The sequence below is a fragment of the Acrocarpospora sp. B8E8 genome (assembly GCF_039871605.1).
Lineage (GTDB): Bacteria > Actinomycetota > Actinomycetes > Streptosporangiales > Streptosporangiaceae > Acrocarpospora > Acrocarpospora macrocephala.
On sequence record NZ_JBDPLV010000031.1, the window covers coordinates 97,285 to 121,646 of the forward strand.

Here is a 24,362-nt window from a genome sequence, read left to right on the forward strand (position 1 = left end):
GCATGACTGAAATGCTGCATTTGTCCGTTGCTGAGCCGTCGCACGGCGAGCGGCACCCCTTCGACCCGCTCACCCCAGCGGAGATCGAGCGGGCGGTGGCGCTGATCCGGGCGGACGGCCGGCTCGGCGCGCGGGCCGGATTCTGGGGCGCCTACCTCGACGAGGCCGCGGCCCGCGCCGCCGCGGCCGGTGCGGTGCCCGCGACCGTGCGGCGGCTGACCGTCGTCGTCATCGATCACGACGCCCCCGCCGCCTGGGAGGTCGACGTCGTCCTGGACGACGCCCCCCGGTGCGCCGAGTGGCGCCCGGTCGACCACCGCCGCCCCGGCATCACCTCCGACGAGGCCCGCTCGGCCGCGCGGGCCTGCCGGGAGAGCCCGCTGTTCCAGGCGGCGCTGGCCAGGCGCGGCATCCACGACGTGTCCCTCGTCATGATCGACGCCGAGTCGATGGGCGGCTTCGAGCCGGCCAGGTACGCCGGCCGCCGGCTGACCTGGGGCACCGTCTGGCACCGCGTCGACGAGGGCGACAACGGCTACGTCCGCCCGGTCCAGGGCGTGGTGCCGATCATCGACATGCACACCATGGAGGTCATCGAGGTCGAGGACCACGGGGTCGTCCCGATGTCCGCCGAGGCGGGCCCGCTGGAGCCCGGCGGTTTCGGGCCGGACCGCCCCGGCCTGCGCCCCCTTGACGTGGTCCAGCCGGAGGGGCCCAGCTTCACCGTCACCGGCCACCTCGTCGAGTGGCAGGGCTGGCGGTTCCGGATCGGCTTCACCCACCGCGAGGGCCTGGTCCTGCACGACCTGGAGTTCCTCGGCCGCTCGGTGCTCCGCCGGGCCTCCTGCAACGAGATGTACGTGCCGTACCTCGACTCCAACTCCACCCAGTACCGGAAGAACTTCTTCGACTGGGGCGAGTACGGCGCCGGGCCGCTCACCAACTCGCTCGAACTCGGCTGCGACTGCCTCGGCGTGATCCGCTACTTCGACGCCACCTACCTGGGCGGCGCCGGCGAGCCGGTGACGATCCGCAACGCCATCTGCATGCACGAGGAGGACGACAGCATCCTCTGGAAGCACAACGACCTGCGGCGCGGGGTGGGCCAGGTCCGCCGCAGCCGCCGGCTGATCGTGTCCGACTTCCAGACGGTCGCCAACTACGACTACGGCTTCTACTGGTCGCTCTACCAGGACGGGAGGATCGAACTGGAGGTCAAGCTGACCGGCATGCTGTCCGCCTCGGGCGTCGAGGCCGGCGAGGAGGTCAGGTACGGCAGGCGCGTCGCCGACCACGTCCAGGTCCCCACCCACCAGCACTACTTCGGCCTCCGCCTGGACACCGCCGTCGACGGCCCGCTCAACCGCCTGGTGGAGGCGCACGCGGAGGGCGAGCCCGACCCCGCGCTGGACCCGTACGGCAACGCCGTCCGCCACGTCCGGACCCCCATCCGCCGCGAGTCCGAGGCGGCCCGCAGCACCGACCCGGCCACCGCCCGGCACTGGCGCGTCGAGAGCGCCACCGCCACCAACCGGTACGGCGAGCCGACGGCCTACCGGCTGACCCTGCAGGGCACGGCCCGCCCGTTCGGCCGCCCGGACTCGGTGATGGCCCGCCGGGCCCCGTTCGTGCACCGGCACCTGTGGGCGACGCCGTACGACCCGGCGGAGCGTTTCGTCGGCGGCCAGTACCCGAACCACGCCGAGCCCGGCGAGGACGGCGTGCACGTGTGGCAGCGGCAGGACCGCTCGCTGGACGGGGTCGAGCTGGTGCTCTGGCCGGTCCTCGGCAGCCACCACTACCCCCGCCCCGAGCAGTGGCCGGTCATGCCGGTCGACACGCTGCGGATGGTCCTGGAGCCCGACGGGTTCTTCGACCGCAACCCGGCGATGGACATCCCGGCCCCGGCCAGGAAGACCGGCCACGCGACGCCGGGCGACCAGGCCCCGAGCTGCTGCTCCCCGAGCTGAAAGGATCGGCCGTGCTGAAGCGCGAGGACAACGAGAAGCTCACCCGCACCGGGCCGGGCACGCCGCTGGGACAGCTGATGCGCTCCTACTGGCAACCCGCCGCGCTGGTGTCGGAGCTGACGGCGGAGCGGCCGGTCAAGGCCGTCAAGCTGATGGGGGAGGAGCTCGTCCTCTTCCGCCGCGACGACCGCGGCTGGGCCCTGGTCAGCAGATACTGCGCGCACCGCGGCGTGGACCTGTCGTACGGGCGGCTGGAGAACGGCGGCCTGCGCTGCCTCTACCACGGCTGGCTCTACGGCCCCGACGGCCGCTGCCTGGAACAGCCCGCCGAGCCACCGCACAGCACGTTCGCCGACAAGATCCGGATCCGGAGCTACCCGTGCGAGGAGCGGAACGGCATCGTCTTCGCCTACCTCGGCGCCGGCGACCCGCCCCCGTTGCCCGCCTACGACTGCTTCACCGCGCCGCAGGAGTACACCTTCGCGTTCAAGGGCCTCTGGGAGTGCAACTGGCTGCAGGGCGTCGAAGGCGGCATCGACCCGAGCCACGTCTCGTTCCTGCACCGCTTCGTGGGGGAGGACCCCCGCGACGTGTACGGGCAGCAGTTCAGCGAGGTGGTGGCCGGCACCGGGCAGAAGCTCTCCAAACTGGTCGGCGACCACTACCGGCCCGACATCGAGGTCGAGCAGGCGGAGCACGGGCTGCGGGTCTTCGCCCTCCGGCAGCTCACCGAGGAGGTCAAGCACGTCCGGATCACCAACCTGCTCTTCCCGAACGCCTTCGTGGTCCCGTTCGGCAACAGCAAGGTCTTCACCCAGTGGCACGTCCCGATCGACGACGAGAACCACTACTGGTACATGATCTTCTACGACTTCGCCGAGCGGACCGACAAGGAGACCCTGCTCGCCCAGCGGCTCGCCGAGGTCACCCTGCCCGACTACCGGCCGATCAGGAACCGCGCCAACGACTGGGGCTTCGACGCCGCCGAGCAGCGCGAGCTCACCTACACCGGGATGGGCCTGGACATCAACGTGCACGACCAGTGGGCGGTGGAGAGCATGGGCCGCATCCAGGACCGTACGGTGGAACGGCTTGGCGTGTCGGACCGCGCGGTGACCGCCAACCGCCGCCTGCTGCTCCGCGCGCTGGAGGCGTTCGAGGCCGGGAACCCGCTCCCCGCGCAGCCGCTCGACGCGCCGAGCGCCCGGCGGCTGACCGGCCCGATCGCGGTGGACATGATCAGCCCCACCGGCGGCTGGGCGGAACGCTGGCCGGAACACGACGCCAAGCGGCGCGCGGCGTCCCCGTGGGCACACGAGGGCGTGGCCGATGCGTAACGCCGACGAGCGGCCGGTCGCCGAAGGCGGCGGCGGGTACGGCGCCCGGCCCATGCCGGCCGCCGAACGGGGCGGCTTCGTGGCACGGCACGGGCTGTGGACGGAGGAGCAGTACGCGAGCGCCGCCCAGCTGCGCCGGGTCGTCGACGAGCTCGGGATCGAACTCGTCCGGGTCTGCTTCGTGGACCAGCACGGCGTGCTCCGCGGCAAGTCGATCACCAGGGCGGCGCTGCCCGGCGTGCTCGGATCCGGGCTGACCGTGCCCTCCTCGCTGCTGCTGAAGGACACCTCGGGCAAGTCCTCGTTCGCCGTCTTCGACGCGCTCAGCCTCGGCGGGTACCGGGGTTTCTCCGGGGCCGGGGACGTCGTCCTGGTGCCCGACCCGACCACCTTCCGGGTGCTCCCGTGGTCGGCGCGGAGCGGGATGATCCTGGCCGACCTGCGGTTTCCGGACGGCGGAGCCGTGCCGTACTGCACCCGCGGCCTGCTCCGGCGGCACCTGGCCCGGCTCGCTGAGCGGGGCCTGTCGATGACCGTCGGACCCGAGCTGGAGTTCCACGTCTTCGCCCGGGTCGACGACGCGATGCACCCCGCCCGGGTCGGCCGCCCCGGCAGCCCGGGGGCCGCGCCCGCCGTACGGCCGATCACCCCCGGCGCCCAGCTGCTCCGCGTCGACACCCTGGACGAGGCCGACGGCCTGGTCGCCGAGATCCACCGCGGGCTCACCCGGCTGGACCTGCCGCTCCGGTCGATCGAGCTGGAATTCGGCCCCAGCCAGTTCGAGGTGACCCTGGACGCCGGGGACGCCTCCGCCGTCGCCGACCAGGTGATCCTCTGCCGGATGGCGCTCAAGCAGATCTGCCACCGCCTCGGCCTGCACGCGACCTTCATGTCCCGCCCGCTCGGTGCCGACACGGCTTCCACCGGCTGGCACCTGCACCAGTCCCTCCGCGACGCCGTCACCGGCGCCCCCCTCTTCGCGTCCGCCGACCCCGGCAGCGTGCTCTCCTCCCAGGGCCTCTCCTATCTGGGCGGGCTCCTCGCCCACGCCGCGGCCGCCGCCGCGTTCACCACACCGACCGTCAACGGCTACAAGCGGTACCAGCCGTACTCGCTGGCCCCCGACCGGGTGCTGTGGGGCCTGGACAACAAAGGCGCCATGGTCAGAGCCGTCGGCGCACCCGGCGACCCGAACGCGCACCTGGAGAACCGCTCCGGCGAACCCGGCGCCAATCCGTACTTGTACATCCTGTCCCAGCTCATCACCGGTTTGGACGGGATGGACCGCGGCCTGTCCCCCGGCGCCCCCACCGAGTCCCCATACCGCGACGACGCCACCAGGCTCCCCCGCACCCTCGGCGACGCGCTCTGCGCTCTGGACACCAGCCCGCTCTTCCGCCGTATTCTCGGCGACGAGGTCGTCGACTGGTACTTACACCTTAAACGCGCTGAATACAATCGCTACCTCGATGAGGTCTCGGATTGGGAACAACGCGAGTATTTTGACCTCCTCTAACGCCTTTTGTGGCCCCGAAACAGGATTTAAGGTGATAAATTTGATAAATAGATAAGAGGATATATTTCTTCGCCTGACGTGCCGAGGTGTTTGCGCTTCTTGCCACGCCCGACAGCACCGAAGGGGTGATTTACGATGCCTATCGTGACCATCAGGGACGTTGTCGCGATTGGTGCCGCGGTGCTGGGTCCCCTTACCGTCGCGGTGGTGATGGTGCCGTCGCGGGGAACGATTTCGACCGTGAATCTGGTCCTCATCCTGGTCGTGGTCGTGGTCGCCGTCGCCACCCTGGGGAACCGTTTCGCCGGAGCGATCGCGGCGCTCTCGTCCGCCGTCTGGTTCGCCTTTTTCTTCACTCCGCCGTACTACCAGTTCGCCATTTTCAGATCCGTCGACCTGCAGACCACCGTCCTGCTGGTTGTCATCGGGGTGATGACCTCCCAGCTGGCGGTCACAGCCCGCCGCGTCAAGGTGCTCGCCGTCACCGACGCCGACTACCTCGCCCGCGTGCACGAGATCGCCATGCTGGCCCAGACCGCCGCCGCGCCGAGCATGGTGATCGACGCGGTCGCGCGTCATCTCACCCAGATCCTGTATCTCCGCCGCTGCCACTTCGAGTACGGACCCTCGCCGCTCCACCTCCCGCACCTGGATGCGGACGGCACCATCGTGCTGGGCCACCGGCACGTGGACGTGGAGCGGCACGGCCTGCCCGACCGCGAGATCGAACTGCCCGTCTTCGGCGACGACCACTGCTACGGCCGCTACCTGCTCCGGTCCGCCCCCGGCACCAGCCCGTCCCGCCAGGCCCGCCTCGCCGCGGTGAGCCTGGCCGACCAGGTCGGCAATGTCCTCGCCGCCGCGACCTCCCACCACGCCAGTTGATCAGCGCGCCGTCATCGAGTCCTTGATCCGCGCGAGCCCGGCGAGGAAGGCGGGGCGCCCGGTCGACCACTCCTGATGCCCGGCCTCCAGCTCCAGCGCGTCCGCGTGGCCGGTGATCCCCGGCGCCGTCCGGAGCGTTTCGATGAGCCGGCGGACGTACTCCGGCTCAAGCCCCTGCAGCGTGTCGCCTATCGCGACGGCCGCGCCGACGACCTCCCCGTCGGGGAAGACATCGGTGACCAGGCCGATGCGGTGGGCTCCGGCCCCGTCCCAGGTCTCGCCGAAAAGGAGGGATTTGACCGCTTGCTGGTGGCCGATGGCCCGGGTCAGCAGCCAGGTGTGGCCGCCGCCGGGGAAGATGCCGAGCTCGGCGAAACGGCAGATGAATCGCGCGGAGTGGGCGGCCACGCGGATGTCGCAGGCGAGCGCGAGGTTGAAGCCCGCGCCGACGGCGGGTCCGTTCACGGCCGCGATGGTCGGCAGCGGCGAGTGCAGCACACGCAGGAATCCGCCGTACACCTCGCGGATGAGACCGAAGTCGCCTTCGGCCGCGCGTTCGAGCGTCGCCAGCTCCGCACCGGCGCAGAACGCGGGGCCCGCCCCGGTGACGACCAGGGCGCGCACGGCCGGTTCTGCCTCGATCTCGTCCAGCGCTTCGCCCAGCTCGCGCACCATGGCCGAGGAGAGGATGTTGCGGCGGCCCGGGTCGTTGAGGGTGAGGACCGCGACGGGGTGATGGCGGTCGATTGTCACAAAATCCCACATGGGTGCTTCCTTGTTTATCCGGTCAGCCAGGCCCACAGGTCCGGGCCGGCGCTCGCTGCCAGCCTGCCACCCCAGAATCGTTCGTCGCCGAACTCCTCGCGCCAGGCCAGCAGGGCCAGCGTGTGCCGGTGCAGCTCGTGTTCCCTGGCGATGCCGATGGCTCCGTGCAGCTGGTGGGCCAGGCGGGCCGCTTCGGTGGCCGCCGTCGAGGTGCGGATCTTCGCGGTGGCCAGGCGTGGATCGCCGGCCAGCTCCCTGATGTCGCGGACGTCCGCCAGCGCCTGCGCGACCGCCGCCTCGGCGGCGGCGACCTCCCCGATCAGGGCGGCCAGATGCTGCTGCACCGCCTGGAAGGCGGCGAGCGGGCGGCCGAACTGCACGCGCGTCCGCACGTGCTCCACCGACAGGGCGCGGACGCGCTCCAGCGCCGCCAGCGACTGCGCGCTGCGCGCGAGGGCCCCGGCGGTGGTGACGAACTCGGCCAGGCCGGTGGCGGTCCCGAGGTATTCGGCGGCGGCGTTCTCGAGCCGGACGTGCGCCCACGGCGAGCCGTGGAGGGTGTGCCCGGGCCGGAGGTCCGCCTGGCCGGGGTCGACGGCGACCAGGGCCGGGCGGCCTCGCGGGTCCCGCGCGACCACCAGGAGCCGGTCGGCCCACGGCGCCCAGGCGACGTGCTCGGCCGCCGCCGTCACGCGGCCCGCCCCGTCGAGCCTGCCGAGTCCGGGTACGACCACCGGGCACCGATGCGAGCGCGGGACGCCCACGGCCGCGAGCGCGCTGTTGGTGATCAGGAGCAGGTCGGGGACCGGCGACGGCCAGCCGTGGGCCGTGACGGCGGCGGCCACCGCGACCGCGTCGGCCAAGTCGCCCTGTTCCGGGAGGCCCACGTCCAGCCAGTCGCCGTCCCGGAGCGCGTCGGTGGCGGCCCGCCCGAGCGTCTCGTCCCAGGATCCGTCCGCGCTCCCCTGTGGGAAACGCCGCAGGATCGCCGCGATGGCGTCCGCGATCTCGCCGCTCACACGCCCGCCGCCGTCCTGGCCACGATCCCGCGCAGGATCTCGTTGGTGCCGCCGCGGAGGGTACGGTCGGGGGAGTGCACGATGGCCTCGGCCAGCAGCCGGGCGTACTCGTCGCCGGAGGCCAGGTCCGGCACGGCCGGCAGGAGGTCACGCGCCAGTTCCACCACCTTGCCCTCGAACCGGGTGCCGAGGTCCTTGACCACGGCCGCCGCGACCGTGGGCGTCTCCCCGCGGCCGAGCGCTTCGGCGACGCCCCGGGACATCGCGCGGATGCTGCGCAGTTCGGCCAGCAGCACGCCGAGCTCCTTCGGTCGCGCCCCGGTCCGGCGCAGCAGGCAGCGCAGGAGCGGCATGGTGGACAGGAACCGTTCCGGCCCGCTTCGCTCGAGGGCGAGTTCCGCCATGACCTGGCTCCAGCCCTGGCCGCGCGTGCCGAGCAGGCAGCCGTCGTCGAGCCGGACGCCGTCGAAGACGACCTCGTTGAAGTGGCGCCGCCCGTCCTGCGTGCCGATCGGGCGGATCTGGACGCCGTCCAGCCGCAGGTCGACCAGGAACTGGGACAGGCCCGCGCGCCGGTCCTCGGCGGGGTCGGTACGCGCGAGCACGAGCATGTGGTGCGCCAGGTGGGCGTGGCTGCTCCAGGTCTTGGCGCCCTCGAGCCGCCAGCCCTCGCCGTCCCGGCGCGCCCGGGTCCGTACGGCGGCCAGGTCAGAGCCGCTGTCCGGCTCCGACATGCCGATGGCGAAGTAACACTCCCCGCGCGCGATGCCGGGCAGGTAGCGCCGCCGTTGCGCGGGCGATCCGTGCCGGAGCAGCGCGGGCCCGACCTGCCGGTCGGCGAACCAGTGCAGGGCGACCGGCGCTCCCGCCGCGAGCAACTCCTCGATCACGACATACCGCTCCATGCTGGTACGGCCCGGGCCGCCGTACTCGGCGGGGATGGTCATGCCGGCCCAGCCACGCGCTCCCAGCGCCCGGCTGAATTCGGCGGAGTACGAGGTCATCCACGCGTCACAGTGCGCGTCCGCACCCGAGCTCGCCATCTCCCGCTCGGCGAACGCCCGGACCCGGGCGCGCAGCTCCTCGGCCGCCGTGCGGCGCATGGCGGTCCTGACGTCGATCATCGTGATCTCTCCTTGCGTGGCTTTCTCATAGGACGGCGACCGGGCTCACCGGGCTGCCGACCGCGCCCACCAGCGGCAGCGGCGCGAGGATGAACAGGAAGGTGGGCCGCCGGGCGGCGCAGAGCTCGTCCAGCGCCATCAGCTCGCCGAAGTAGATCCCGTGGTCACGCAGGAGCTGGACGTGCAGCGGCACCTGGCAGGCCGGGTCGGGGGAGGGGAACGCCTCGACTCCCGGATTGTCGGCGCCGATCAGCGTGATTCCGGCGCCGGCCAGCAGGTCGCCGCAGTCGGGGTGCAGGCCGGGCCAGCGGGTGCCGTCGGCCTCGCCGCGCAGGGCGGCGGCCAGCCAGCCGGTCCGGACGAGCAGGGCGTCGCCCGGTCGCAGCCGCACGTCCTGGGCGTGGAGGAGCTGCTGGAGTCGCTCGGCGCGCACGGGTTCGTGGTGCGCGCTCGCGTCCACGATGACGCCGCGCGTCACGAGCGGGGGCATCTTGTCGATGCCCAGGCGGCGCGCGCCGCGGCCGGTGACCTCACGCGCGGAGAAGCCGTTGTACATCGTGTGGTCCCGCCACACGTGGGCGAGCGCGTCGACATGGGTGGCGCCCTGGGTGGGCATGGCGATGACGTCGTCGGCGTAGCCGAACCCCGCCCGCTCGGGCAGCCCGGCCGCGTAGTCGGCGCCGCTGCGCACCATGTAGTGGGCGGCGGGCTGGCGCCCGACGAGCCCGAAGCCCTGGTTGTTCCTGATCGGCGTGGCCAAGGAGACGACCCGGCCGGTCACCGCCTCGGCCAGGCCGGCCAGCACCTGCTCGGCCGCCACCTGGTTCATGGCGCCCCGCTCGTCGCCGGCGCCCCACCGGCCCCAGGACGTCGCGGGCTCACGAGTACTCACGAGCCCATAGAACCGGGTTACCACGGCATTCGTCAACATTAGCGTTGACGCAATGAGGTGACGGCTTAGGTGTCGTAAACATGAGTGTTGACGACTCAGGGGAGGTCGAGTTGAATGGCGCCCTGACCTGCTGGATGCGAGAAGGGACCCGTAGATGAGCCGGACCGATGGTGCCGAGGACGTCGAAGAGATCTTCCTGGCCTGGTTGTCGCGGTTCGGTGACGCACTTGAAAGCCACTCGGTAAACGAGGTCGTTGACCTCTTTGACGCCGAGGGGTACTGGAAGGACATCCTCGCCTTCACCTGGAGCTACCGGACATTCGGCGGCAAGGAGGCCATCGCGGAGGCGGTCAAGGCCACCGTCGCGGAGGCCAGGCCGAGCCGGGTGCGGGCCGCCGAAGGCCGCACGCCGCCGCGGCTGGTACGGCGTTCCACCAGGTCGGTCATCGAGGCGTACTTCGACTTCGACACGGCGATCGGCCGCGGCACCGGCTTCGTCCGGCTGCTGTACGACCCGGACGACCCCCGCGAGCCGCGCGCCTGGATCCTGCTGACCACGCTCCAGGAGCTGACCGGCTTCGAGGAGCGGATCGGCGCACGGCGGCCCATGGGCCTGCGGTACTCGCGCAACTTCTCCGGCGAGAACTGGCTCGACGAACGCCGCAAGTCGCGGGAGCTGGCCGGCGGGACGGCGGACGTGCTCGTGGTCGGCGCCGGACAGGCCGGGCTGACCCTGGGCGCGCGCCTGGTCCAGCTGGGCGTACGCACCCTGCTCGTCGAGAAGAACGAGCGGGTGGGGGACAACTGGCGCAACCGGTATCACTCGCTCACGCTGCACAACGAGGTGTGGGCCAACAGCCTGCCGTACCTGCCCTTTCCCGAGACCTGGCCGGCCTTCGTGCCCAAGGACAAGCTGGCCGGCTGGCTGGAGGGCTACACCGAGTTCATGGAGCTGGACGTCTGGACCTCCACCGAGTTCCTGGACGCTCGCTACGATCCGGCCGCCCGCACCTGGACGGCCCGGCTCAGGCGCGGGGACGGCGCCGTCCGCGAGGTGCGCGCCACCCACCTGGTGCTCGCCACCGGCGGGACCAGCAGCGTGCCGAGGCGGCCCGCGCTGCCGGGCCTGGCGGACTTCGCCGGGACGGTGCTGCACTCCAGCGAGTTCCGCAGCGGCGTGGCGTACGCGGGCCGGAAGGCGCTGGTGATCGGGACCGGCAACAGCGGCCACGACGTGGCCCAGGACCTGCACGCCAACGGCGCCCAAGTGACGATCATGCAGCGCAGCCCCACCTGCGTGGTGAGCCTGGTGCCGAGCGGGACCCTGGTCTACGCGGTCTACTCCGAAGGCCCGCCCGCCGACGACGTCGACCTGGTCACCGCGGCGATCCCCTTCCCGGTGCTGCGGAACACCTACCAGTGGCTGACCAAGAAGACCTGCGAGCTGGACCGGGAGCTGCTCGACGGCCTGCGCAGGGTCGGCTTCCGGCTCGACTTCGGGCCCGACGACACCGGCTTCCACATGCTCTTCCTGCGCCGGGGCGGCGGCTACTACATCAACGTGGGCTGCTCGGAGCTGATCGCCGCCGGCGAGATCGGGTTCGTGCACGCCGACGACTACGACAGGTTCGCGGGGCCCGGGCTGCTCATGAAGGACGGCGAGCTGCGCCCCTTCGACCTGGTCGTCCTGGCGACGGGCTACGAGAACCAGCAGGACGGCATCCGCCGCATGCTGGGCGACGAGGTCGCGGACAAGGTGGGACCCGTCTGGGGGTTCGATCAGAACTACATCATGCGCAACATGTGGCAGCGCACCGCGCAGGAGAACTTCTGGATCATGGGAGGTTCGCTGCTCGACTGCCGGATGTACTCGCGGTTCCTCGCCTTGCAGATCAAGGCCGATCTTGCGGGCATCTCCCGCGCCGAGGCCGATCTGCCGTCGACCTCCTACGACGCCGGCGGGGTCCGGTCGTGACCCGGGCCGGTGTCGGGGAGTGGACCCGGGAGGGTGCGTACGAGGTAGTCCCGGGCATCCACCGGCTGCCGTTGCCGATGCGCGGCGACAGCCTGCGCGCGGTGAACGTCTACGCCATCCAGGACGGCGCCGGGGTCGCGCTGGTGGACGCCGGGTGGGCCATCCCGGAAGCCCGCCAGGTGCTGGAGAAGTCGCTGAACTCCATCGGCCACACCTGCGCGGACGTCACCCGGGTGATCGTCACCCACGCGCACGTCGACCACTACACGCTGGGGGTCTGGCTGCGCGCCGAGCACGGCACGCCCGTGCTGGTGGGGCGCGGCGAGCGGGACTCCCTGGAGTGGCTGGCCGGCGCGGGTCCCCGGCATCGCCACCAGTGCGAGCTGCTGCGCCGCGCGGGAGCCCCGCACCTGACCGAGCATCACCGGCGGCGGCTCGAGCAGAGCGCGGACGCCGTGGCGCGGCTGGGCGCGGCGACGGTCGCGGAGGTGGCGGCCGAGCTGCCCTGGACGCGGCACCGGCGCGCGTTCGCCGAACTCGACGACTTCAATTCGACGCTCGCCGTGTTCGAGACCAGCGCCCATCTGGCCTACCTCGTGGCCGAGGGAGCGTTGCTCGCCGACGAGGAACAAGTCCCGAAATATCGGGTGGGTTGAGAATCAACTATGGTGTTGAAACAGCGGGTGAGCGTCGACGGAGGGGCCGCCCACATGACCCGATCCGACGCGCGGCTGTCCCTGCCGGAGGTCATCTTCGCGGTGGTGTCGGAGGCGCTGGCGGACGCCCGGTGCACGATGGCTGACATCGACGGGATCGTGATCGCCGCGCACGACCTGATCGACGGGCGCTCGCTGTCGAGCATGATCACCGGGCCGGCGGCCGGAGCGTACCTGCGGGACGAGATCCGCGTGTCCGAGGACGGCCTGGTGGCGATCTCGCTGGCGGCGGCGCGGATCCAGGCGGGAGAGGCCGCCAGGGTCGTGGTCGCCGCGTGGGGCCGGCCCGGGGAAGGTGACGCCGAGCGGTCCTCCCGGGCCGCCTTCGACCCCTTCACCGAGCAGCCGCTGGCGCTCTCGGAAACGGTGGTCTCGGCCCTTCGCGCCTCCGCCTACCTGCGCGAACACTCCGGCCGCGGCCGGGAGGCCGCGGCCGCGGCCGGGAGGCCGCGGCCGCGGCGCGCCAGGAGCGGGCCGCCGCGAACCCGCGCCGGGCGCCGGCGGCCGGAGCCCGGCCACCCGTCTACCCGCTCCGGCCCCAGGAGATGGGCCTGACGGCCGACGTGGCCGCCGCCGTCGTGCTCGGCACCGGCGCGGGCCCGCGCATCACCGGTGTCGGGCACGGCACCGAACCCGCGCGGCTGGGGGATCGCACGCTGACGGCCCTGCCGGGGGCGCGGGCCGCCGTCGCCGCCGCGCTCGCCCGGTCGGGACTGCGCCCGCACCAGCTGGACCTCGTCGAACTCGGCGGGCCCACCCTCTTCGACGAGGTGCTGCAACTGGAGGCGGCCGGGCTCGCCGAGCCGGGCACCGGCCTGACCGGGTACGCCGCCGGAGCCTGGGTGAATCCCTCCGGCGGCGCGGCGGCGGGCGACTGCCATCCGTGCGGCGGCCTCCTCCGGTTCGTCGAGGCGGTCCGGCGGCGGCCAGGGAAAGCCCTGGTCGTGGCGGGCTCGGCCGTCGCGTCGCAGACCACCACGGCAGTGATCATCGAGGAGCCATGAGCGATCCGCTGGGCATCATCGGCGTCGGCCAGACGCCGTACCGGAAACGAAATCCCGGGCTGTCGGCCGGGGAACTGGTCAGGATCGCGGTCACCGAGGCGCTGGCCGACGCCGGCGTCGGGCCGGACGCGATCGACTGCGTGATCGGCGGGGTCGCCCCCGACGCGCTGAGCGGGATCGCCGACATCGACAAGGCGGCCATCGCCCTGCCGGGCAAACCGTACTTCCGGGTCAACACGGGTGGCGCCACGGGCTCTTCGGCGCTGCTGGCGGCCAAGACGTGGATCGAGGCCGGGCGCGGTGACGTGGTCCTGGTGGTGGCGCTGGAGCGGATGGGACAGGCCACCACCGCGCAGAGCATCTTCAACACCATCTTCGACCCCGTCTACGAGAAGGATTTCGTGCTCACCACCATCACCATGGCGGCCCTGCGCGCCACCATGCTGATGCGGCGGGACGGCTTCGCCGGGGGGCACTGGGCGGGTATCGCCGCGCGGAACTTCACCCAGGCCACGCTGAACCCGCTGGTGGTCGGCGCGAAGGCGCGCAGCGTCCAGGACGTGCTGGACTCGCCGGTGCTGGCCTGGCCGATCCGCCGCTACGAGGCGTGCCCGATCTCGGAAGGCGCGTGCGCCGTGATCGTGGCGCGCGGCGAGCTGGCGCGCTCGCGGTCCACGGCGTGGATCAGGGGGACCGGCGCGTACAGCGACACCTACGCGATGGGGGACCGCATGCGGCGGCCGGAGGGCAGCCTCATCGAGATGGTGCCGTTGCGCCGTGCCGCCGATCGCGCCTACCGGGAGGCCGGGATCACCGATCCGCTCGCCCAGGTCGACGTGCTCGAACTCCAGGCGCCCTTCGCGATCATCGAGGCCATGGCCTATCCCGCCCTCGGCCTGAGCGGCATCGACGGCAACCGCCGGTTCGTCGAGGACGTCATCGCCGGGCGCGTGCCCATCGCCATCAATCCCTCCGGCGGCGCCCAGGCCGCCAACCCCGTCTCGGCCACCGCCCTGATCCGCGTCGCCGAGGCGGCGCTGCAGGTCCGCGGGCGAGCGGGCGCGCGCCAGGTGCCGGACGCGCGGCTCGCGCTCGCCACCGGGCAGGGCGGCGCCACCCAGTTCTCCACGGTCGTCCTGCTCGGGAGTGAGCTGCCATGAACCCAGATGATCTGCTCGTGCTGCCGGGCAACTGGAACTTCGACTACCGGTATTTCGCCGGTGAGACGGCCAGCCGGTTCTTCGCGGAGCTGCGGGACAACCGCAGGATCATGGGGCGGCGCTGCCCGTCCTGCCGGCGGCTGCTCATTCCCGCGCGGTCCTACTGCGACGCCTGCTACGTCGAGACGGGGGACTGGGAGGAGACCGGCCTGGAGGGCACCGTGGAGGCGTTCGCCATCATCGCCACCCAGTTCCCCGGGCTACCGGAACCGCCGCTCGTCATCGGGTTCGTCACCCTGGACGGCGCCGACTCCGCGATCTTGAACTTCGTCCGGGGCGTCGATCTGTCCGACGTCGAGGCGGCGGGCCGCCACCTGTTCGAACAGACCCGCGTCCGGGTCGTCTTCGCCGGTGATCCGCAGGGGCGCATCACCGATTTCCACTTCGTGCCCGTCAATCAACACATGAGTTGACACCCATGGTTGTCAGGCCATAGCGACCCCTGGAGCGGCTACTTCGCGAGTCCTGAGATGATCATGCTGGACAGGTGCGCGCCGAGCTGCTCGCCGCTGAGCTGCCCGCTGGGCTTGAACCAGCGATGCGTCCAGTTGATCGAGCCGATGATGGAGTTCATCGCGATGTGCTTGTGGGTGATGTCGAAGACCCCATCCTCCACGCCCTGATTCAGGATCGTGAGCAGGGCGTTCTCGAACCGGCGGCCCAGCTGCAGCATGGTGCGCGCCCAGACCTCGTCCAGGGACTCGGAGTGGATGCGGTTCATGTCCTCCTGGATGTAGACGAACATGTACGGATAATGCTCGTCGTACTTCTGCACCGTGGTCACGATCAGCTTCCGCAGCCGGGTCACCGCGTCCGCGGGCTCGGCCGCCACCGACTCGGCGGCCGACACGACCTGCTCGACGGCCTGCTGCGTGACCAGCTGGAACAGCTCGTTCTTGCTGGCCACGTAGTAGTAGAGGGAAGCCCGGTCGGTGCCCAGACGCGCGGCGACGTCACGCAGGCTGGACGCCTCGTACCCACGCTCCCTGAACACCTCCGCGCCGGCAGCGATGATCTCGTTACGACGCTGCGCGTAGCCCTCGCCGCCGTCCCGCAGCGCCGCCATCCGGCGCTTGCCGATCCCACTCTTCGCCATGTCCGAGATCGTAACCCTTCACCGTAGCCGATTGAGACGTGCTGGTCAGCGGGCGTACCGGGCCAGGGCGCGGGCCCGCTCGTATGAATCTACATCCATGTTGACAGTCTGGGGGCGGGACCTCCCAGGGTGGGGTGCCCGCGTTCGCGGGATCCTCACCCTGAGAGACCTGCGGGGCCTCAGTCGTCGTCGGTGACGACCAGACGGGCGAAGCCGTCGCCGATGGTCGCGTTCGCCGAGACGCCCGCGATCACCTGGTAGGACTGGGCGGCGGTCGTCTTGACCGTGTTGCCGGCCAGCGGCACGGTGAAGACGCCGCCGGTTTGCCCGGCCGGGATCGTCACGGTGGCCGCGACCTGCGTGATGACCGGGCCGGTCCCGGTGGCGAGCGCCTGGACGGTCACCGTCACCGGCGCGTCCGACGGCCGGGACAGGGTCACCGGGATCTGCGCCTCGCCCGGACCGTTCCCTTCCAGGACGGTCAGGTCGCCGACCGACACCTGCGGCAGGTCCGCGATGCTCTCCTCGCCGACCCGGAACCGGGTGAAGGACAGGTCCGCCAGGTAGACGCCGCCGGTGTCGGACGCCCCGGTGAGCGTCACCTCCTTGATGTCCTTCTTGTCGATGCCGCTGAGACCGGACAGCGGCATCCGTACGGTCCGCAGCCAGGTCTTCGGCAGCGGGGAGGCGGCGCCGGGCAGCGCGGTCAGCGCGGGGCTGAGCGACGACACCGGCACGGTGACGCTCCGGTCCCGCCCGTCGACGAGGGTGATGTTCATGTCGAGCGGGGCGGACGCCGCGACGTTCTCGTCCCGGGCCACCCGGAAGGTGAGCAGTTCCGCCTTGGAGATGTTCCGCGCGGACAGGGGCACGGTCAGCTTCCCGGAGGTGTCCTGCCAGGCGAACCGCAGCACCGAGGTGGCGACGGCGTTGGGCAGGTAGGTCGCGGGCGTCCAGGACGGCGCCTGCGAGGTGGTCAGCCTGGTCGCGCAGGACGGCAGCCCGCTCTGCGGCGACCGGTCGAGCATGCTCGCGCACAGCGTGCCGGTGGCCGCGCCCGACACGACGGCGGGGGAGGACCCGGCGAAGGTGGCCACGTCGATCCGGCTGGCGGCCGGAGTCTGGGCGACGGTGTGCACGACGGCGCGGCCGGTCGAGGCGACGGTCTTGCCGCTGCCGTCGAACAGCGGCAGCAGCGCGGTCTCCTGGCCCTGGACGAGCCGGAAGAACCCGGCGATGAGGGCGGTGCCGACGGCGTACTGCTCGGTCGCGCTCAGCCGGGACTCGGCTTGGTTGCCGCAGACCGGGTCGTTGTTGTTGGACCAGTCGTCGGAGGCCGGGGCGGTCGCCACGCCGGGCGTCCACTCGGTGTTGAAGAAGTTGTGGTCGGTGCCCATCACCATCAGCGCCGACCGGAACGCGGTGTCCTGGGGGACGGCGTACAGGGAGTCGTCGTAGAAGTGCTGGCCCTGCTGGTTGGAGACGTCGCCGTCGCAGTACGGCAGGATCGTCGCGGTCGGGATGCCCGGCAGGGAGGCGCGGGCGAAGTCGGTCGGCGCGAGCGGCAGCACCGCGCGGATGCCGTACGGCTTGGCCCGGCCGGCGTTCACGAGCACGGCCTTGGCGACACCCTCGCCGCCGCGCGAGTGCCCCATCAGGCCGACGTTGTCCAGGTCGATCCTGCCCTTGAACAACGACACCAGCTGGGGGTCGCCCGTGCCGCCCTCGGCGGCGTCGAGCAGGTCGAGGTGGCGCATGACGACCTCGCTGCGGGCCAGCGCGCCCCGGTCCTCGGAGAAGTTGGCGTCGAAGGCGTTGACGGCGTTGGCGCTCACCGACACGACCGCGTAGCCGTGGCTGGCCAGCGCGTCGGCCGGGCCCTTGTAGCCCTTGAAGCTCTCGATCGGCTGCTGCCCGGCCGGGCACGGCCAGGCGTTGTTGCTGGTCCGCCGGGTGATCGGGTCGTAGCAGGCCGAGTGCCTGCCGTGCAGGAAGAGCACCAGCGGCCGGCGTCCGATCGCGCCCTTCGGCAGGTAGACCTCGGCGCGCAGCTCGCCCAGCCGGCCGCCGAGCCCGTCCAGGCTGATCGCGGTCTCACCCAGGTCGTAGGTGCTCTCCTCGACCTGGTACGGCCCGGGCACGCCCGGGTCGGTGGCGATCGTCGACGGTTGCGGGTCCGTCGGCGGGATGTAGATCGCCTTGGCGGTGACCCTGGATTCGACGACGCCGTTCCATGCGACCTGGACGCTCCTGGCCTCGCCCGCCCGCGGGTCGGAGGTCAGCAGGGTGAGCGTCCGGCCCTCGTCGCTCTCGGTGGCGTAACCGAGCGACTGCCCGTTGACCGCCAGTTCCGGCGCGGCGTCCCGCACCGGTAATGGTTCATCCAGGCGTAACGTCACCTGATATCCGCCGTCGACCGGTACGACCGACCAGGTGTCGGCGGCCGCGGGGAGCGGGAGCGACACGGCCCCCGCCACCACCGCGACGAGTACGGCGGCCAGACCACGCCACAGCGCAGCCCTAGAAAGCCTCATAACGTTCCTTTCGCGCAAAAGTAACGCAAGCCACATAAAGCTCACGAAACTGCACCAAGTAGAACGTTCCTGTTTTGTCACTGCATTAACTCGCGTTGCAGCCGCGTTAAAATCACCTTCTGTCCCGGTTCGCGGCCGGGGCGCAGCGCTGGAGCGGCCGTCGCTGGTCGTGGTGGAAGGGGAGAACGATAACGGCCTCGGAGTCGGGCAGCCGCCGCCCGCTGCGGCGCGATCGTGCCTTCGGTACCTTCTGGGCCGCGCAGACGCTCTCCGTGGCGGGCGACTCGTTCGCGCTCATCGCGGTTCCCCTGCTCATCCTGCACGCGACCGGATCCGTCGCCCAGATGGGCCTGCTGACCGCACCGTGTCCGGTGCGGCCTCGGTCACGGCCGGGGTGTTCGCGGGCGTCCTGGTGGACCGGTTCGACCGGCGTACCCTGCTCATCGCCTGCGACCTCGCGCGGTTCGTGCTGTACGCGGTGATCCCGCTGGCCTGGCTGGCCGGTCCCCGGATCTGGCTGCTGTACGTGGTGCTCCCGCTGGCCGAGGCGGTCGGCATGGTCTTCCAGGTGACGTATGTGACCGCCGTACGCGGCCTGGTCGGTGAGGAGCGGGTCACCGAGGCCAACGGCAAGCTCTACGCGACCGCCGCGGCGGCGGGCATCCTCGGCCCGATGCTGGCCGGAGTGGTGGCGGGCTGGGTCGGGCTGACCGCGGCGATCGCGATCAACGCGGTCAGCTTCGCCGTGTCGGCGATCGGGATCTCCCTGATCCGGCTGTCCAAACACGCGCCCGCCCCGGCGGCGGAGCACGACCGGCCCTGGCGCGAACTCGTGGCCGGTGCCGTGTTCTTATGGCGGCAGCCCGTGCTGCGCGTCCTGACCATCCTGCTGTCGGTCTTCATCTTCATGACGCTCGGCCTCACCGACATCGTGATCTATCGCCTCAAGCACGATCTGGGACAACCGGACAGTGTCGTCGGCGTGGTCCTCGGCGTGGGGGCGGTCGGCACCATGCTCGGCGCCCTCGTGGTCGCGCGCGTACGCCGGAGGCTGGGCTTCGGCCCCGCGTGGATCGGCGCGCACGCCCTCGCCGGGCTGGCCATCGTCGGCGTCGGGTTCGCCGGTTCGGTCTGGGGCGTGGCCGCCATCATGGCCTGCTACCTGGCGTGCGTGAGCGTGGCGGGCATCTGCTCGATGTCCCTGCGCCAGCAGGTCACCCCCGACCACCTGCTCGGCCGGGTCACCTCGGCGTTCTGGACCATCCACTTCGCGCTGGGCCCGGTCGGCGCGGCCGCGCTCACCTGGGGCGCCGCCCGCTTCGGCAGCACCCCGGTGTTCGTCTTCGCCGGCGTCAGCTGCCTCCTGCTCGCCGTCGTCGCCCTCGCCACGCCCGTACGGCAACGCCATCCGGAGCGGCCCGCATAGTTTGCCTGACGAGCTGAAGCTCCCCTTGCCGCAGCCTGAGGTCCTCATGTCCTGGCAGGCCGGCAGCATGACGTCCCCGCGTAAAACCAAGGGGCTCTCTATGGACTCGGCCAAATAGTGTGGTCTAGGGGATCACATGTGGAGCAGACGTGAGGATGAGCGGCTGCTGACCGGTGGTGGGCGGTATGTCGCCGACTTGGTGGTGCCGGGGTGCCTGGACGCCGTGTTCGTGCGAAGCCGGCTCGCCCACGGCGTGCTGAGCGCGGTGGACTGCTCCGCCGCGCGCCGGGTGATGGGTGTGGTGGGGGCCTGGTCCGCCGCGGATTTCCCCTCCGGCCCGCACGTTCCGTACACGTCGTCCGCCGGGTTGTCGGCGGAGGAGGCGGTGGCGGGGCGGGAGTGGCCGGCGCTGGTCAAGGAGCGGGTGCGGTATCCGGGTGAGGCCGTCGCGGTGGTCGTCGGGGAGGACCGCTACCGGGCGGAGGACGGGGCGGCCGAGGTCGCGTTCCAGGTCGACCCGCTGCCCGCCGTGGTGACGCCGCGGGCCGCCGCGGACGACTCGGTGCGCCTGTTCGACGGTCTGAGCAATGTGGCGTTCCAGGGCGCGGCGGGGGAGCCGATCGAGGAGTCGGTGTGGCGGCGCGCGGCGGTGGTGGTGGAGGCCGAGTACCGCCAGCAGTTGCTGATGCCCACGCCGATGGAGTGCAGGACCATCCTCGCCATGCCCGGCGGGGACCGGCTGACGGTGTGGTCGGGGCATCAGGCGCCCCACCGGCTGCGCGGGCAGCTGGCCGCCCTGCTGGGGTGGCCGGTCGACCGGATCCGGGTCGTGGCGCCGGACACGGGGGGCGCGTTCGGGTCCAAGAGCGCGATCTTCCCCGAGTACGTGGTGGTGGTTCTCCTGGCGGTGATCCTCGGGCGGCCGGTGCGGTGGATCGAGGACCGCATGGAGTCGATGCTGACCGCCACCCGGGGGCGCGGCCAGGACCAGCGGGTTCGTCTCGCCGCCGACGCCGACGGGCAGCTGCTCGCGTACGAGCTGACCATCGACGCCGACGTGGGCGCCTACCCGCACCTGGGGGTGAGCCTGCCCATGCAGACCGCCCGGATGGCGACGGGGCCGTACCGCACGCCGCGGGTGTACGCCACCGTCCGCTCGGTGCTCACCAACACGATGGTGACCTATCCGTATCGGGGGGCGGGCCGGCCGGAGGCGACGATCGCGCTGGAGCGGTCGATGGACGCCCTGGCGCGCCGGTTGCGCATCGACCCGGCGGAGCTGCGGCGGCGTAACTTCCTCCCGCCTGAGAGCTTTCCGTACCGTACTCCCACCGGGCGGGTGTACGACAGCGGCGACTACGCCGCGGCGCTCGACCTGGCGCTGGAGACCCTCGACTACGCGGGCTGGCGGGCCGAGCAGGCCCGGCGCCGCGGCGACCCATCAGCGCTGCCGCTGGGCATCGGGCTGTCCTGCTATGTGGAACGCTCCGGCGGCGAGCCGGGAGGGCTGCACGAGTTCGCCGGTGTCGAGGCGCGGGAGGACGGCACGGTCATCGCCCGGTGCGGGTCGGCCTCCAGCGGTCAGGGTCACGAGACGACCTTCTCGGCGCTGGTCGCCAAGGAGCTAGGGGTGGATCAGGTACGGGTGCAGCTGGTGGAGGGGGACACGGACGAGCTGCCCGACGGTGTCGGCTCCTTCGCCAGCCGGTCGGCGCAGGTGGCCGGTGCGGCGCTGCGGCAGGCTTGCGAGCTGTTCGTCCAGGAGGCTCGGGCCCGCGCGGCCGGACTGTGGGGGCTGCCGGTGGCGGAGGTGGCCTGGTCCGGGGGAGCCGTGTCGCCCGCCCGGGGCGGAGCGGCGATGGACCTGGGCGAGCTGGTGAAGGCCACCGGGCCGCTGCGGGTGGAGGACAGGTTCGAGTCGGACATGGGGTTCCCGTTCGGCGCCCATGCGGCGGTGGCCGAGGTCGACCCGGAGCTGGGCACGGTGCACGTGCTGCGCCTGGTCGCCGTGGACGACTGCGGGATCGTGCTCAACCCGATGATCGTCAAGGGGCAGGCGTTCGGGTCGGCCGTCCAGGGCCTCGGCCAGGCTCTGTACGAGGGCATCCCGTTCGACGACGACGGTGTGCCGCGGCTGGCCAACGGGCTGCTGGACTACCTGGTGCCCACCGCCGCCGAGATCCCGCCGATCACGGTCAAGGACACCTGCACGCCGAGCCCGGGCACGCCGCTGGGCGCCAAGGGAGCGGGGGAGTCGGGATGCATCGGCACCCCGGCGGCGATCGTCAACGCCGTGGCCGACGCGCTGCGTCTCGCCGACCCCGGCGTGCTGCGGATGCCGCTCACTCCCGACGTGGTCTGGCGGGCGGCCCGGTGAAGCCCGCCCGGTTCGAGTACACGGCGCCCCGGACGGTGCCGGAGGCGCTCGCGGCCCTCGCCGACACCGGGCGCGACGTGCGGGTGCTGGCCGGTGGGCAGAGCCTGCTGCTGGAGATGCGCCTGCAACGCCTGCGCCCCGACCTGCTGGTCGACATCAACCGGATCGCCGGGCTGGACCGGCTGGGTGTGGACGACGGCATGGTCGAGGTCGGCGCGCTGGTCCGCCATGAGGTCTTCGACTCGCCGCGAGCCGTGCCAGGACCGCTCGGCACGCTGCTCTCGCTCGCCGCCCCGAACATCGCGCATCCGCCGATCCGGGCTCTCGGCACCATGGTGGGCAGTCTGGCCTGGGCTCACCCCGCGTCGGAGTGGTGCGCCATCGCCGCGGCCCTGGACGCCGTCATCGGGTTGCGGGGTCCCGAGGGCGCCCGTGAGGTCCCGGCCCGTGACTGGTTCCGCGGTCCGTTCGCGACCGCGCGCCGGCCTGGCGAGCTTCTCACTTCCGTACGGCTTCCGCTGCTCGGTGAGGGCACCGGCGTGGGTTTCATCGAGCATCGGCGTACGCACTTCAGCTTCGCCCAGGTGGGCGTGGCCGCCGCGCTGACCGTACGCGACGGGGTGGTCGTCGAAGCGCGGATCGGGCTGGCCAACTGCGCCGATCGGCCGGTGCGGGCGCACGCCGCCGAGCAGGCGCTGGTCGGCGCCGAGATCGGCTCGACCCCCTTTGCCCTGGCGGGCCGCGTCGCGGCGGATCAGGACGCCGCTCCGCTGGCTGAGCCGTACGCCGACGTGGAATACCGGCGGCACGCCATCGCGGTGCTGGTCGGCAGGACGCTGAATCAAGCGGCGGAAGGAGCCCGGCAATGAAGATCACGCTCACGGTCAACGACGAGGTCCATCCGCTGGAGGTGGAGCCGCGGCGCGTCCTGGCCGACGTGCTGCGCGAGGACTGCCGGCTGACGGGCACGCACCTGGGCTGCGAGCACGGCGTCTGCGGGGCCTGCACGGTGCTGGTGGACGGCAGGGCCATCCGGTCGTGCCTCATGCTCGCGGTGCAATGCGACGGCAGGTCGGTACGCACCGTGGAAGGCCTGCGCGGACCCGGCGGCGAGCCCCATCCGCTGCAGCGGGCCTTCTCCGCCGAGCACGCCCTGCAGTGCGGTTTCTGCACGCCTGGCTTCCTGATGGTGGCGGCGGGCGCCCTGGAGGCCGACCCCTCGATCGGCGAGGATCCGGATCGGGTCCGCGCCCTTGTCGAGTCCAACATCTGCCGCTGCACCGGTTATGAACCCATCCGGCGCGCGATCAGCGTCGCCCTCTGACTCATAAATGCGTTGGCGTCGCGGCCCTCGAGTGGGCTAGCGTCGCTTCGGTCATGCGCTAGGACGCGCCTGTGAGTCGGCAGATTGGAGATGCGGGATGACCTTTCAGCTCGTCGCGCTCTGCTTCGATGCGAACGACCCGCTCCGTCTCGCGCGCTTCTGGGCCGGAGTCCTGGGCTGGGAGATGGCCGACGACCCTCACGATGGCATCACGCTCCTGCCGAGCGATGACACCGGGTTCCAGATCCGATGTCTTCCGACCCAGGACCAGAAGACCGGCCAGAACCAGATCCACTTCGATCTGACGAGCGCGTCCCTCGAGGACCAGCGGCGGACGGTGGCGAGGTCGCTCGAACTCGGTGCGCGGCACATCGACATCGGGCAACGCCCGGAAGAGGATCATGTGGTGCTCGCCGACCCCGAAGGCAATGAGTTCTGCGTCATCGGGCCGGACAACAAATTCCTCGCTGACTGCGGATTCATCGGTGCGCTCTCGTGCGACGGTTCGCAGGAGGTCGGGTACTTCTGGAGCGAAGCGCTGGGCTGGCCGCTGGTCTGGGACCAGGACCAGGAGACCGCGATCCGCTCGCCGCACGGCGGTCCGAAGATCACCTGGGGCGGTCCGCCCCTGATGCCGAAGACCGGGAAGAACCGGCTGCACTTCGACCTCGCTCCACCTGCGCACGGTGATCAGCAAGCGGAGGTCGACCGTCTCGTCTCCCTCGGAGCGACTCGAATCGACATCGGCCACCGCGGGGCCGGCCGGGTGATGATGGCCGATCCCGATGGCAATGAGTTCTGCGTGCTGACCCCCCGCTAGCGGGCCTCTTCACGACCGTGGCGGCCCCGTACTGCAGAGCCGTACACGATGGCGTGCACGACACCCTGGACGACGTTCCTGCTGACGCTCTCGGGCGGCGCGGTGACCAGAGTGAACAGCGCGCCACCATAGAGGGCGATCAGGGCGGGAATCTTCTCGCGCGGGATGGCGAGGCCAAGCTGGTCGTGGTGCCCGGCGGTGAATTGCGTCGACGCGGCGAGGCTGCAATAGGAGGTGTCATGCGAATGGGCCGCCAGGCCCGTTGAGTGGGTCTGGCGGCCCTGTTCGGCCGGTTCATGGTCAGGCCTTGTTGAAGATGTTCTTGGCCCAGAGGTAGGAGGCGGCGGCGATGCCGGCGCACC

Annotated in this window: 22 protein-coding genes and 1 pseudogene; 15 read left to right on the plus strand and 8 right to left on the minus strand. The window is 71.6% G+C overall.

Annotated elements, in window-relative coordinates; translation table 11 throughout:
* Positions 1-2: 2 nt before the first annotated feature.
* From ABGB08_RS27970 to ABGB08_RS27985, 4 genes are all read left to right on the plus strand, one after another.
* Positions 3-1,970 (plus strand): primary-amine oxidase, encoded by a 1,968-nt coding sequence (locus ABGB08_RS27970; RefSeq protein ID WP_347595575.1) that lies wholly within the window; start codon positions 3-5, stop codon positions 1,968-1,970.
* 11 nt (positions 1,971-1,981) lie between these two features.
* Complete coding sequence (locus tag ABGB08_RS27975; protein ID WP_347595578.1) at positions 1,982-3,307, plus strand: aromatic ring-hydroxylating dioxygenase subunit alpha; 1,326 nt, start codon at positions 1,982-1,984, stop codon at positions 3,305-3,307.
* The gene (locus tag ABGB08_RS27980; protein ID WP_347595581.1) at positions 3,300-4,823 is read left to right on the plus strand and encodes a glutamine synthetase family protein; all 1,524 of its coding nucleotides are present in this window, start codon (positions 3,300-3,302) and stop codon (positions 4,821-4,823) included. The genes ABGB08_RS27975 and ABGB08_RS27980 overlap by 8 nt, the downstream gene beginning before the upstream one ends.
* Positions 4,824-4,958: 135 nt before the next feature.
* The gene (locus ABGB08_RS27985) at positions 4,959-5,708 is read left to right on the plus strand and encodes a DUF4118 domain-containing protein (protein ID WP_347595584.1); all 750 of its coding nucleotides are present in this window, start codon (positions 4,959-4,961) and stop codon (positions 5,706-5,708) included.
* Here the strand turns inward: ABGB08_RS27985 and ABGB08_RS27990 are convergent, their stop codons facing one another.
* From ABGB08_RS27990 to ABGB08_RS28005, 4 genes are read right to left on the minus strand one after another with little or no spacing between them, the layout of a single operon-like run.
* The gene (locus ABGB08_RS27990; protein WP_347595587.1) at positions 5,709-6,473 is read right to left on the minus strand and encodes an enoyl-CoA hydratase-related protein; all 765 of its coding nucleotides are present in this window, start codon (positions 6,471-6,473) and stop codon (positions 5,709-5,711) included. It abuts the gene before it with no gap.
* A 14-nt stretch (positions 6,474-6,487) separates the two neighbouring features.
* The gene (locus ABGB08_RS27995; protein WP_347595590.1) at positions 6,488-7,492 is read right to left on the minus strand and encodes an acyl-CoA dehydrogenase family protein; all 1,005 of its coding nucleotides are present in this window, start codon (positions 7,490-7,492) and stop codon (positions 6,488-6,490) included.
* A complete protein-coding gene (locus tag ABGB08_RS28000; RefSeq protein WP_347595593.1) occupies positions 7,489-8,616 on the minus strand; it encodes an acyl-CoA dehydrogenase family protein in 1,128 nt (375 codons plus the stop codon). The genes ABGB08_RS27995 and ABGB08_RS28000 overlap by 4 nt, the downstream gene beginning before the upstream one ends.
* Positions 8,617-8,641: 25 nt before the next feature.
* Positions 8,642-9,508 (minus strand): cyclase family protein, encoded by an 867-nt coding sequence (locus ABGB08_RS28005; protein ID WP_347595596.1) that lies wholly within the window; start codon positions 9,506-9,508, stop codon positions 8,642-8,644.
* Positions 9,509-9,662: 154 nt separating this feature from the next.
* Here ABGB08_RS28005 and ABGB08_RS28010 point away from each other — a divergent pair, with 154 nt between their 5' ends.
* The 6 genes from ABGB08_RS28010 to ABGB08_RS28035 are packed head-to-tail and all read left to right on the plus strand — an operon-like array spanning position 9,663 to position 14,836.
* Positions 9,663-11,483 carry an NAD(P)/FAD-dependent oxidoreductase gene (locus tag ABGB08_RS28010; RefSeq protein WP_347595599.1) on the plus strand — a complete coding sequence of 607 codons (1,821 nt, stop codon included), beginning with the start codon at positions 9,663-9,665 and terminating at the stop codon, positions 11,481-11,483.
* Positions 11,480-12,139, plus strand: coding sequence for an MBL fold metallo-hydrolase (locus tag ABGB08_RS28015; RefSeq protein ID WP_347595602.1), 660 nt, complete (start codon positions 11,480-11,482; stop codon positions 12,137-12,139). Before ABGB08_RS28010 ends, ABGB08_RS28015 begins: the two co-directional genes overlap by 4 nt.
* A gap of 54 nt (positions 12,140-12,193) precedes the next feature.
* Positions 12,194-12,754 carry a hypothetical protein gene (locus ABGB08_RS28020; protein WP_347595605.1) on the plus strand — a complete coding sequence of 187 codons (561 nt, stop codon included), beginning with the start codon at positions 12,194-12,196 and terminating at the stop codon, positions 12,752-12,754.
* The gene (locus ABGB08_RS28025; protein ID WP_347595608.1) at positions 12,745-13,203 is read left to right on the plus strand and encodes a hypothetical protein; all 459 of its coding nucleotides are present in this window, start codon (positions 12,745-12,747) and stop codon (positions 13,201-13,203) included. The genes ABGB08_RS28020 and ABGB08_RS28025 overlap by 10 nt, the downstream gene beginning before the upstream one ends.
* A complete protein-coding gene (locus ABGB08_RS28030; protein ID WP_347595611.1) occupies positions 13,200-14,363 on the plus strand; it encodes a thiolase family protein in 1,164 nt (387 codons plus the stop codon). The genes ABGB08_RS28025 and ABGB08_RS28030 overlap by 4 nt, the downstream gene beginning before the upstream one ends.
* The gene (locus tag ABGB08_RS28035; protein WP_347595614.1) at positions 14,360-14,836 is read left to right on the plus strand and encodes a zinc ribbon domain-containing protein; all 477 of its coding nucleotides are present in this window, start codon (positions 14,360-14,362) and stop codon (positions 14,834-14,836) included. The genes ABGB08_RS28030 and ABGB08_RS28035 overlap by 4 nt, the downstream gene beginning before the upstream one ends.
* A gap of 38 nt (positions 14,837-14,874) precedes the next feature.
* On the opposite strand, the gene ABGB08_RS28040 is transcribed toward ABGB08_RS28035, so the two are convergent.
* The 3 genes from ABGB08_RS28040 to ABGB08_RS28050 form a co-directional block, all read right to left on the minus strand.
* A complete protein-coding gene (locus ABGB08_RS28040; protein ID WP_347595617.1) occupies positions 14,875-15,519 on the minus strand; it encodes a TetR/AcrR family transcriptional regulator in 645 nt (214 codons plus the stop codon).
* 179 nt (positions 15,520-15,698) lie between these two features.
* Entirely contained in the window at positions 15,699-18,053 is a 2,355-nt protein-coding gene (locus ABGB08_RS28045) for a hypothetical protein (RefSeq protein ID WP_347595620.1), read from the minus strand.
* A 112-nt stretch (positions 18,054-18,165) separates the two neighbouring features.
* On the minus strand, positions 18,166-18,351 hold the full coding sequence (locus ABGB08_RS28050; protein ID WP_347595623.1) for a hypothetical protein: 186 nt from the start codon (positions 18,349-18,351) through the stop codon (positions 18,166-18,168).
* A gap of 66 nt (positions 18,352-18,417) precedes the next feature.
* Between ABGB08_RS28050 and ABGB08_RS28055 the strand changes: the two genes are divergently transcribed.
* The 5 genes from ABGB08_RS28055 to ABGB08_RS28075 all read left to right on the plus strand — a co-directional run bounded on the left by ABGB08_RS28055 (position 18,418) and on the right by ABGB08_RS28075 (position 24,000).
* A complete protein-coding gene (locus tag ABGB08_RS28055; protein ID WP_347595626.1) occupies positions 18,418-19,479 on the plus strand; it encodes an MFS transporter in 1,062 nt (353 codons plus the stop codon).
* A gap of 136 nt (positions 19,480-19,615) precedes the next feature.
* Positions 19,616-21,856: a xanthine dehydrogenase family protein molybdopterin-binding subunit gene (locus ABGB08_RS28060; RefSeq protein ID WP_347595629.1), complete on the plus strand. Its 2,241-nt coding sequence runs from the start codon at positions 19,616-19,618 to the stop codon at positions 21,854-21,856.
* Positions 21,853-22,725, plus strand: a complete 873-nt coding sequence (locus ABGB08_RS28065; RefSeq protein ID WP_347595632.1) for an FAD binding domain-containing protein — start codon at positions 21,853-21,855, stop codon at positions 22,723-22,725. Before ABGB08_RS28060 ends, ABGB08_RS28065 begins: the two co-directional genes overlap by 4 nt.
* On the plus strand, positions 22,722-23,180 hold the full coding sequence (locus ABGB08_RS28070; RefSeq protein WP_347595635.1) for a (2Fe-2S)-binding protein: 459 nt from the start codon (positions 22,722-22,724) through the stop codon (positions 23,178-23,180). Before ABGB08_RS28065 ends, ABGB08_RS28070 begins: the two co-directional genes overlap by 4 nt.
* A gap of 97 nt (positions 23,181-23,277) precedes the next feature.
* Positions 23,278-24,000 (plus strand): VOC family protein, encoded by a 723-nt coding sequence (locus tag ABGB08_RS28075; RefSeq protein WP_347595638.1) that lies wholly within the window; start codon positions 23,278-23,280, stop codon positions 23,998-24,000.
* Here the strand turns inward: ABGB08_RS28075 and ABGB08_RS28080 are convergent.
* Positions 23,997-24,362, minus strand: a pseudogene (locus ABGB08_RS28080) (hypothetical protein); the annotation flags it as partial. The gene ABGB08_RS28075 and the pseudogene ABGB08_RS28080 sit on opposite strands and share 4 nt — an antisense overlap.

Coding starts and splice junctions, on each gene's coding strand:
- ABGB08_RS28070 (WP_347595635.1), top strand. CDS start 22,722: ATGAAGATCACGCTCACGGTCAACGACGAGGTCCATCCGCTGGAGGTG.
- ABGB08_RS28010 (WP_347595599.1), top strand. CDS start 9,663: ATGAGCCGGACCGATGGTGCCGAGGACGTCGAAGAGATCTTCCTGGCC.
- ABGB08_RS28075 (WP_347595638.1), top strand. CDS start 23,278: ATGACCTTTCAGCTCGTCGCGCTCTGCTTCGATGCGAACGACCCGCTC.
- ABGB08_RS28020 (WP_347595605.1), top strand. CDS start 12,194: ATGACCCGATCCGACGCGCGGCTGTCCCTGCCGGAGGTCATCTTCGCG.
- ABGB08_RS27970 (WP_347595575.1), top strand. CDS start 3: ATGACTGAAATGCTGCATTTGTCCGTTGCTGAGCCGTCGCACGGCGAG.
- ABGB08_RS28035 (WP_347595614.1), top strand. CDS start 14,360: ATGAACCCAGATGATCTGCTCGTGCTGCCGGGCAACTGGAACTTCGAC.
- ABGB08_RS28060 (WP_347595629.1), top strand. CDS start 19,616: ATGTGGAGCAGACGTGAGGATGAGCGGCTGCTGACCGGTGGTGGGCGG.
- ABGB08_RS27990 (WP_347595587.1), bottom strand. CDS start 6,473: ATGTGGGATTTTGTGACAATCGACCGCCATCACCCCGTCGCGGTCCTC.
- ABGB08_RS28050 (WP_347595623.1), bottom strand. CDS start 18,351: ATGAGCGCGAACGAGTCGCCCGCCACGGAGAGCGTCTGCGCGGCCCAG.
- ABGB08_RS28000 (WP_347595593.1), bottom strand. CDS start 8,616: ATGATCGACGTCAGGACCGCCATGCGCCGCACGGCGGCCGAGGAGCTG.
- ABGB08_RS27985 (WP_347595584.1), top strand. CDS start 4,959: ATGCCTATCGTGACCATCAGGGACGTTGTCGCGATTGGTGCCGCGGTG.
- ABGB08_RS27980 (WP_347595581.1), top strand. CDS start 3,300: ATGCGTAACGCCGACGAGCGGCCGGTCGCCGAAGGCGGCGGCGGGTAC.
- ABGB08_RS28025 (WP_347595608.1), top strand. CDS start 12,745: ATGGGCCTGACGGCCGACGTGGCCGCCGCCGTCGTGCTCGGCACCGGC.
- ABGB08_RS28030 (WP_347595611.1), top strand. CDS start 13,200: ATGAGCGATCCGCTGGGCATCATCGGCGTCGGCCAGACGCCGTACCGG.
- ABGB08_RS28045 (WP_347595620.1), bottom strand. CDS start 18,053: ATGAGGCTTTCTAGGGCTGCGCTGTGGCGTGGTCTGGCCGCCGTACTC.
- ABGB08_RS28040 (WP_347595617.1), bottom strand. CDS start 15,519: ATGGCGAAGAGTGGGATCGGCAAGCGCCGGATGGCGGCGCTGCGGGAC.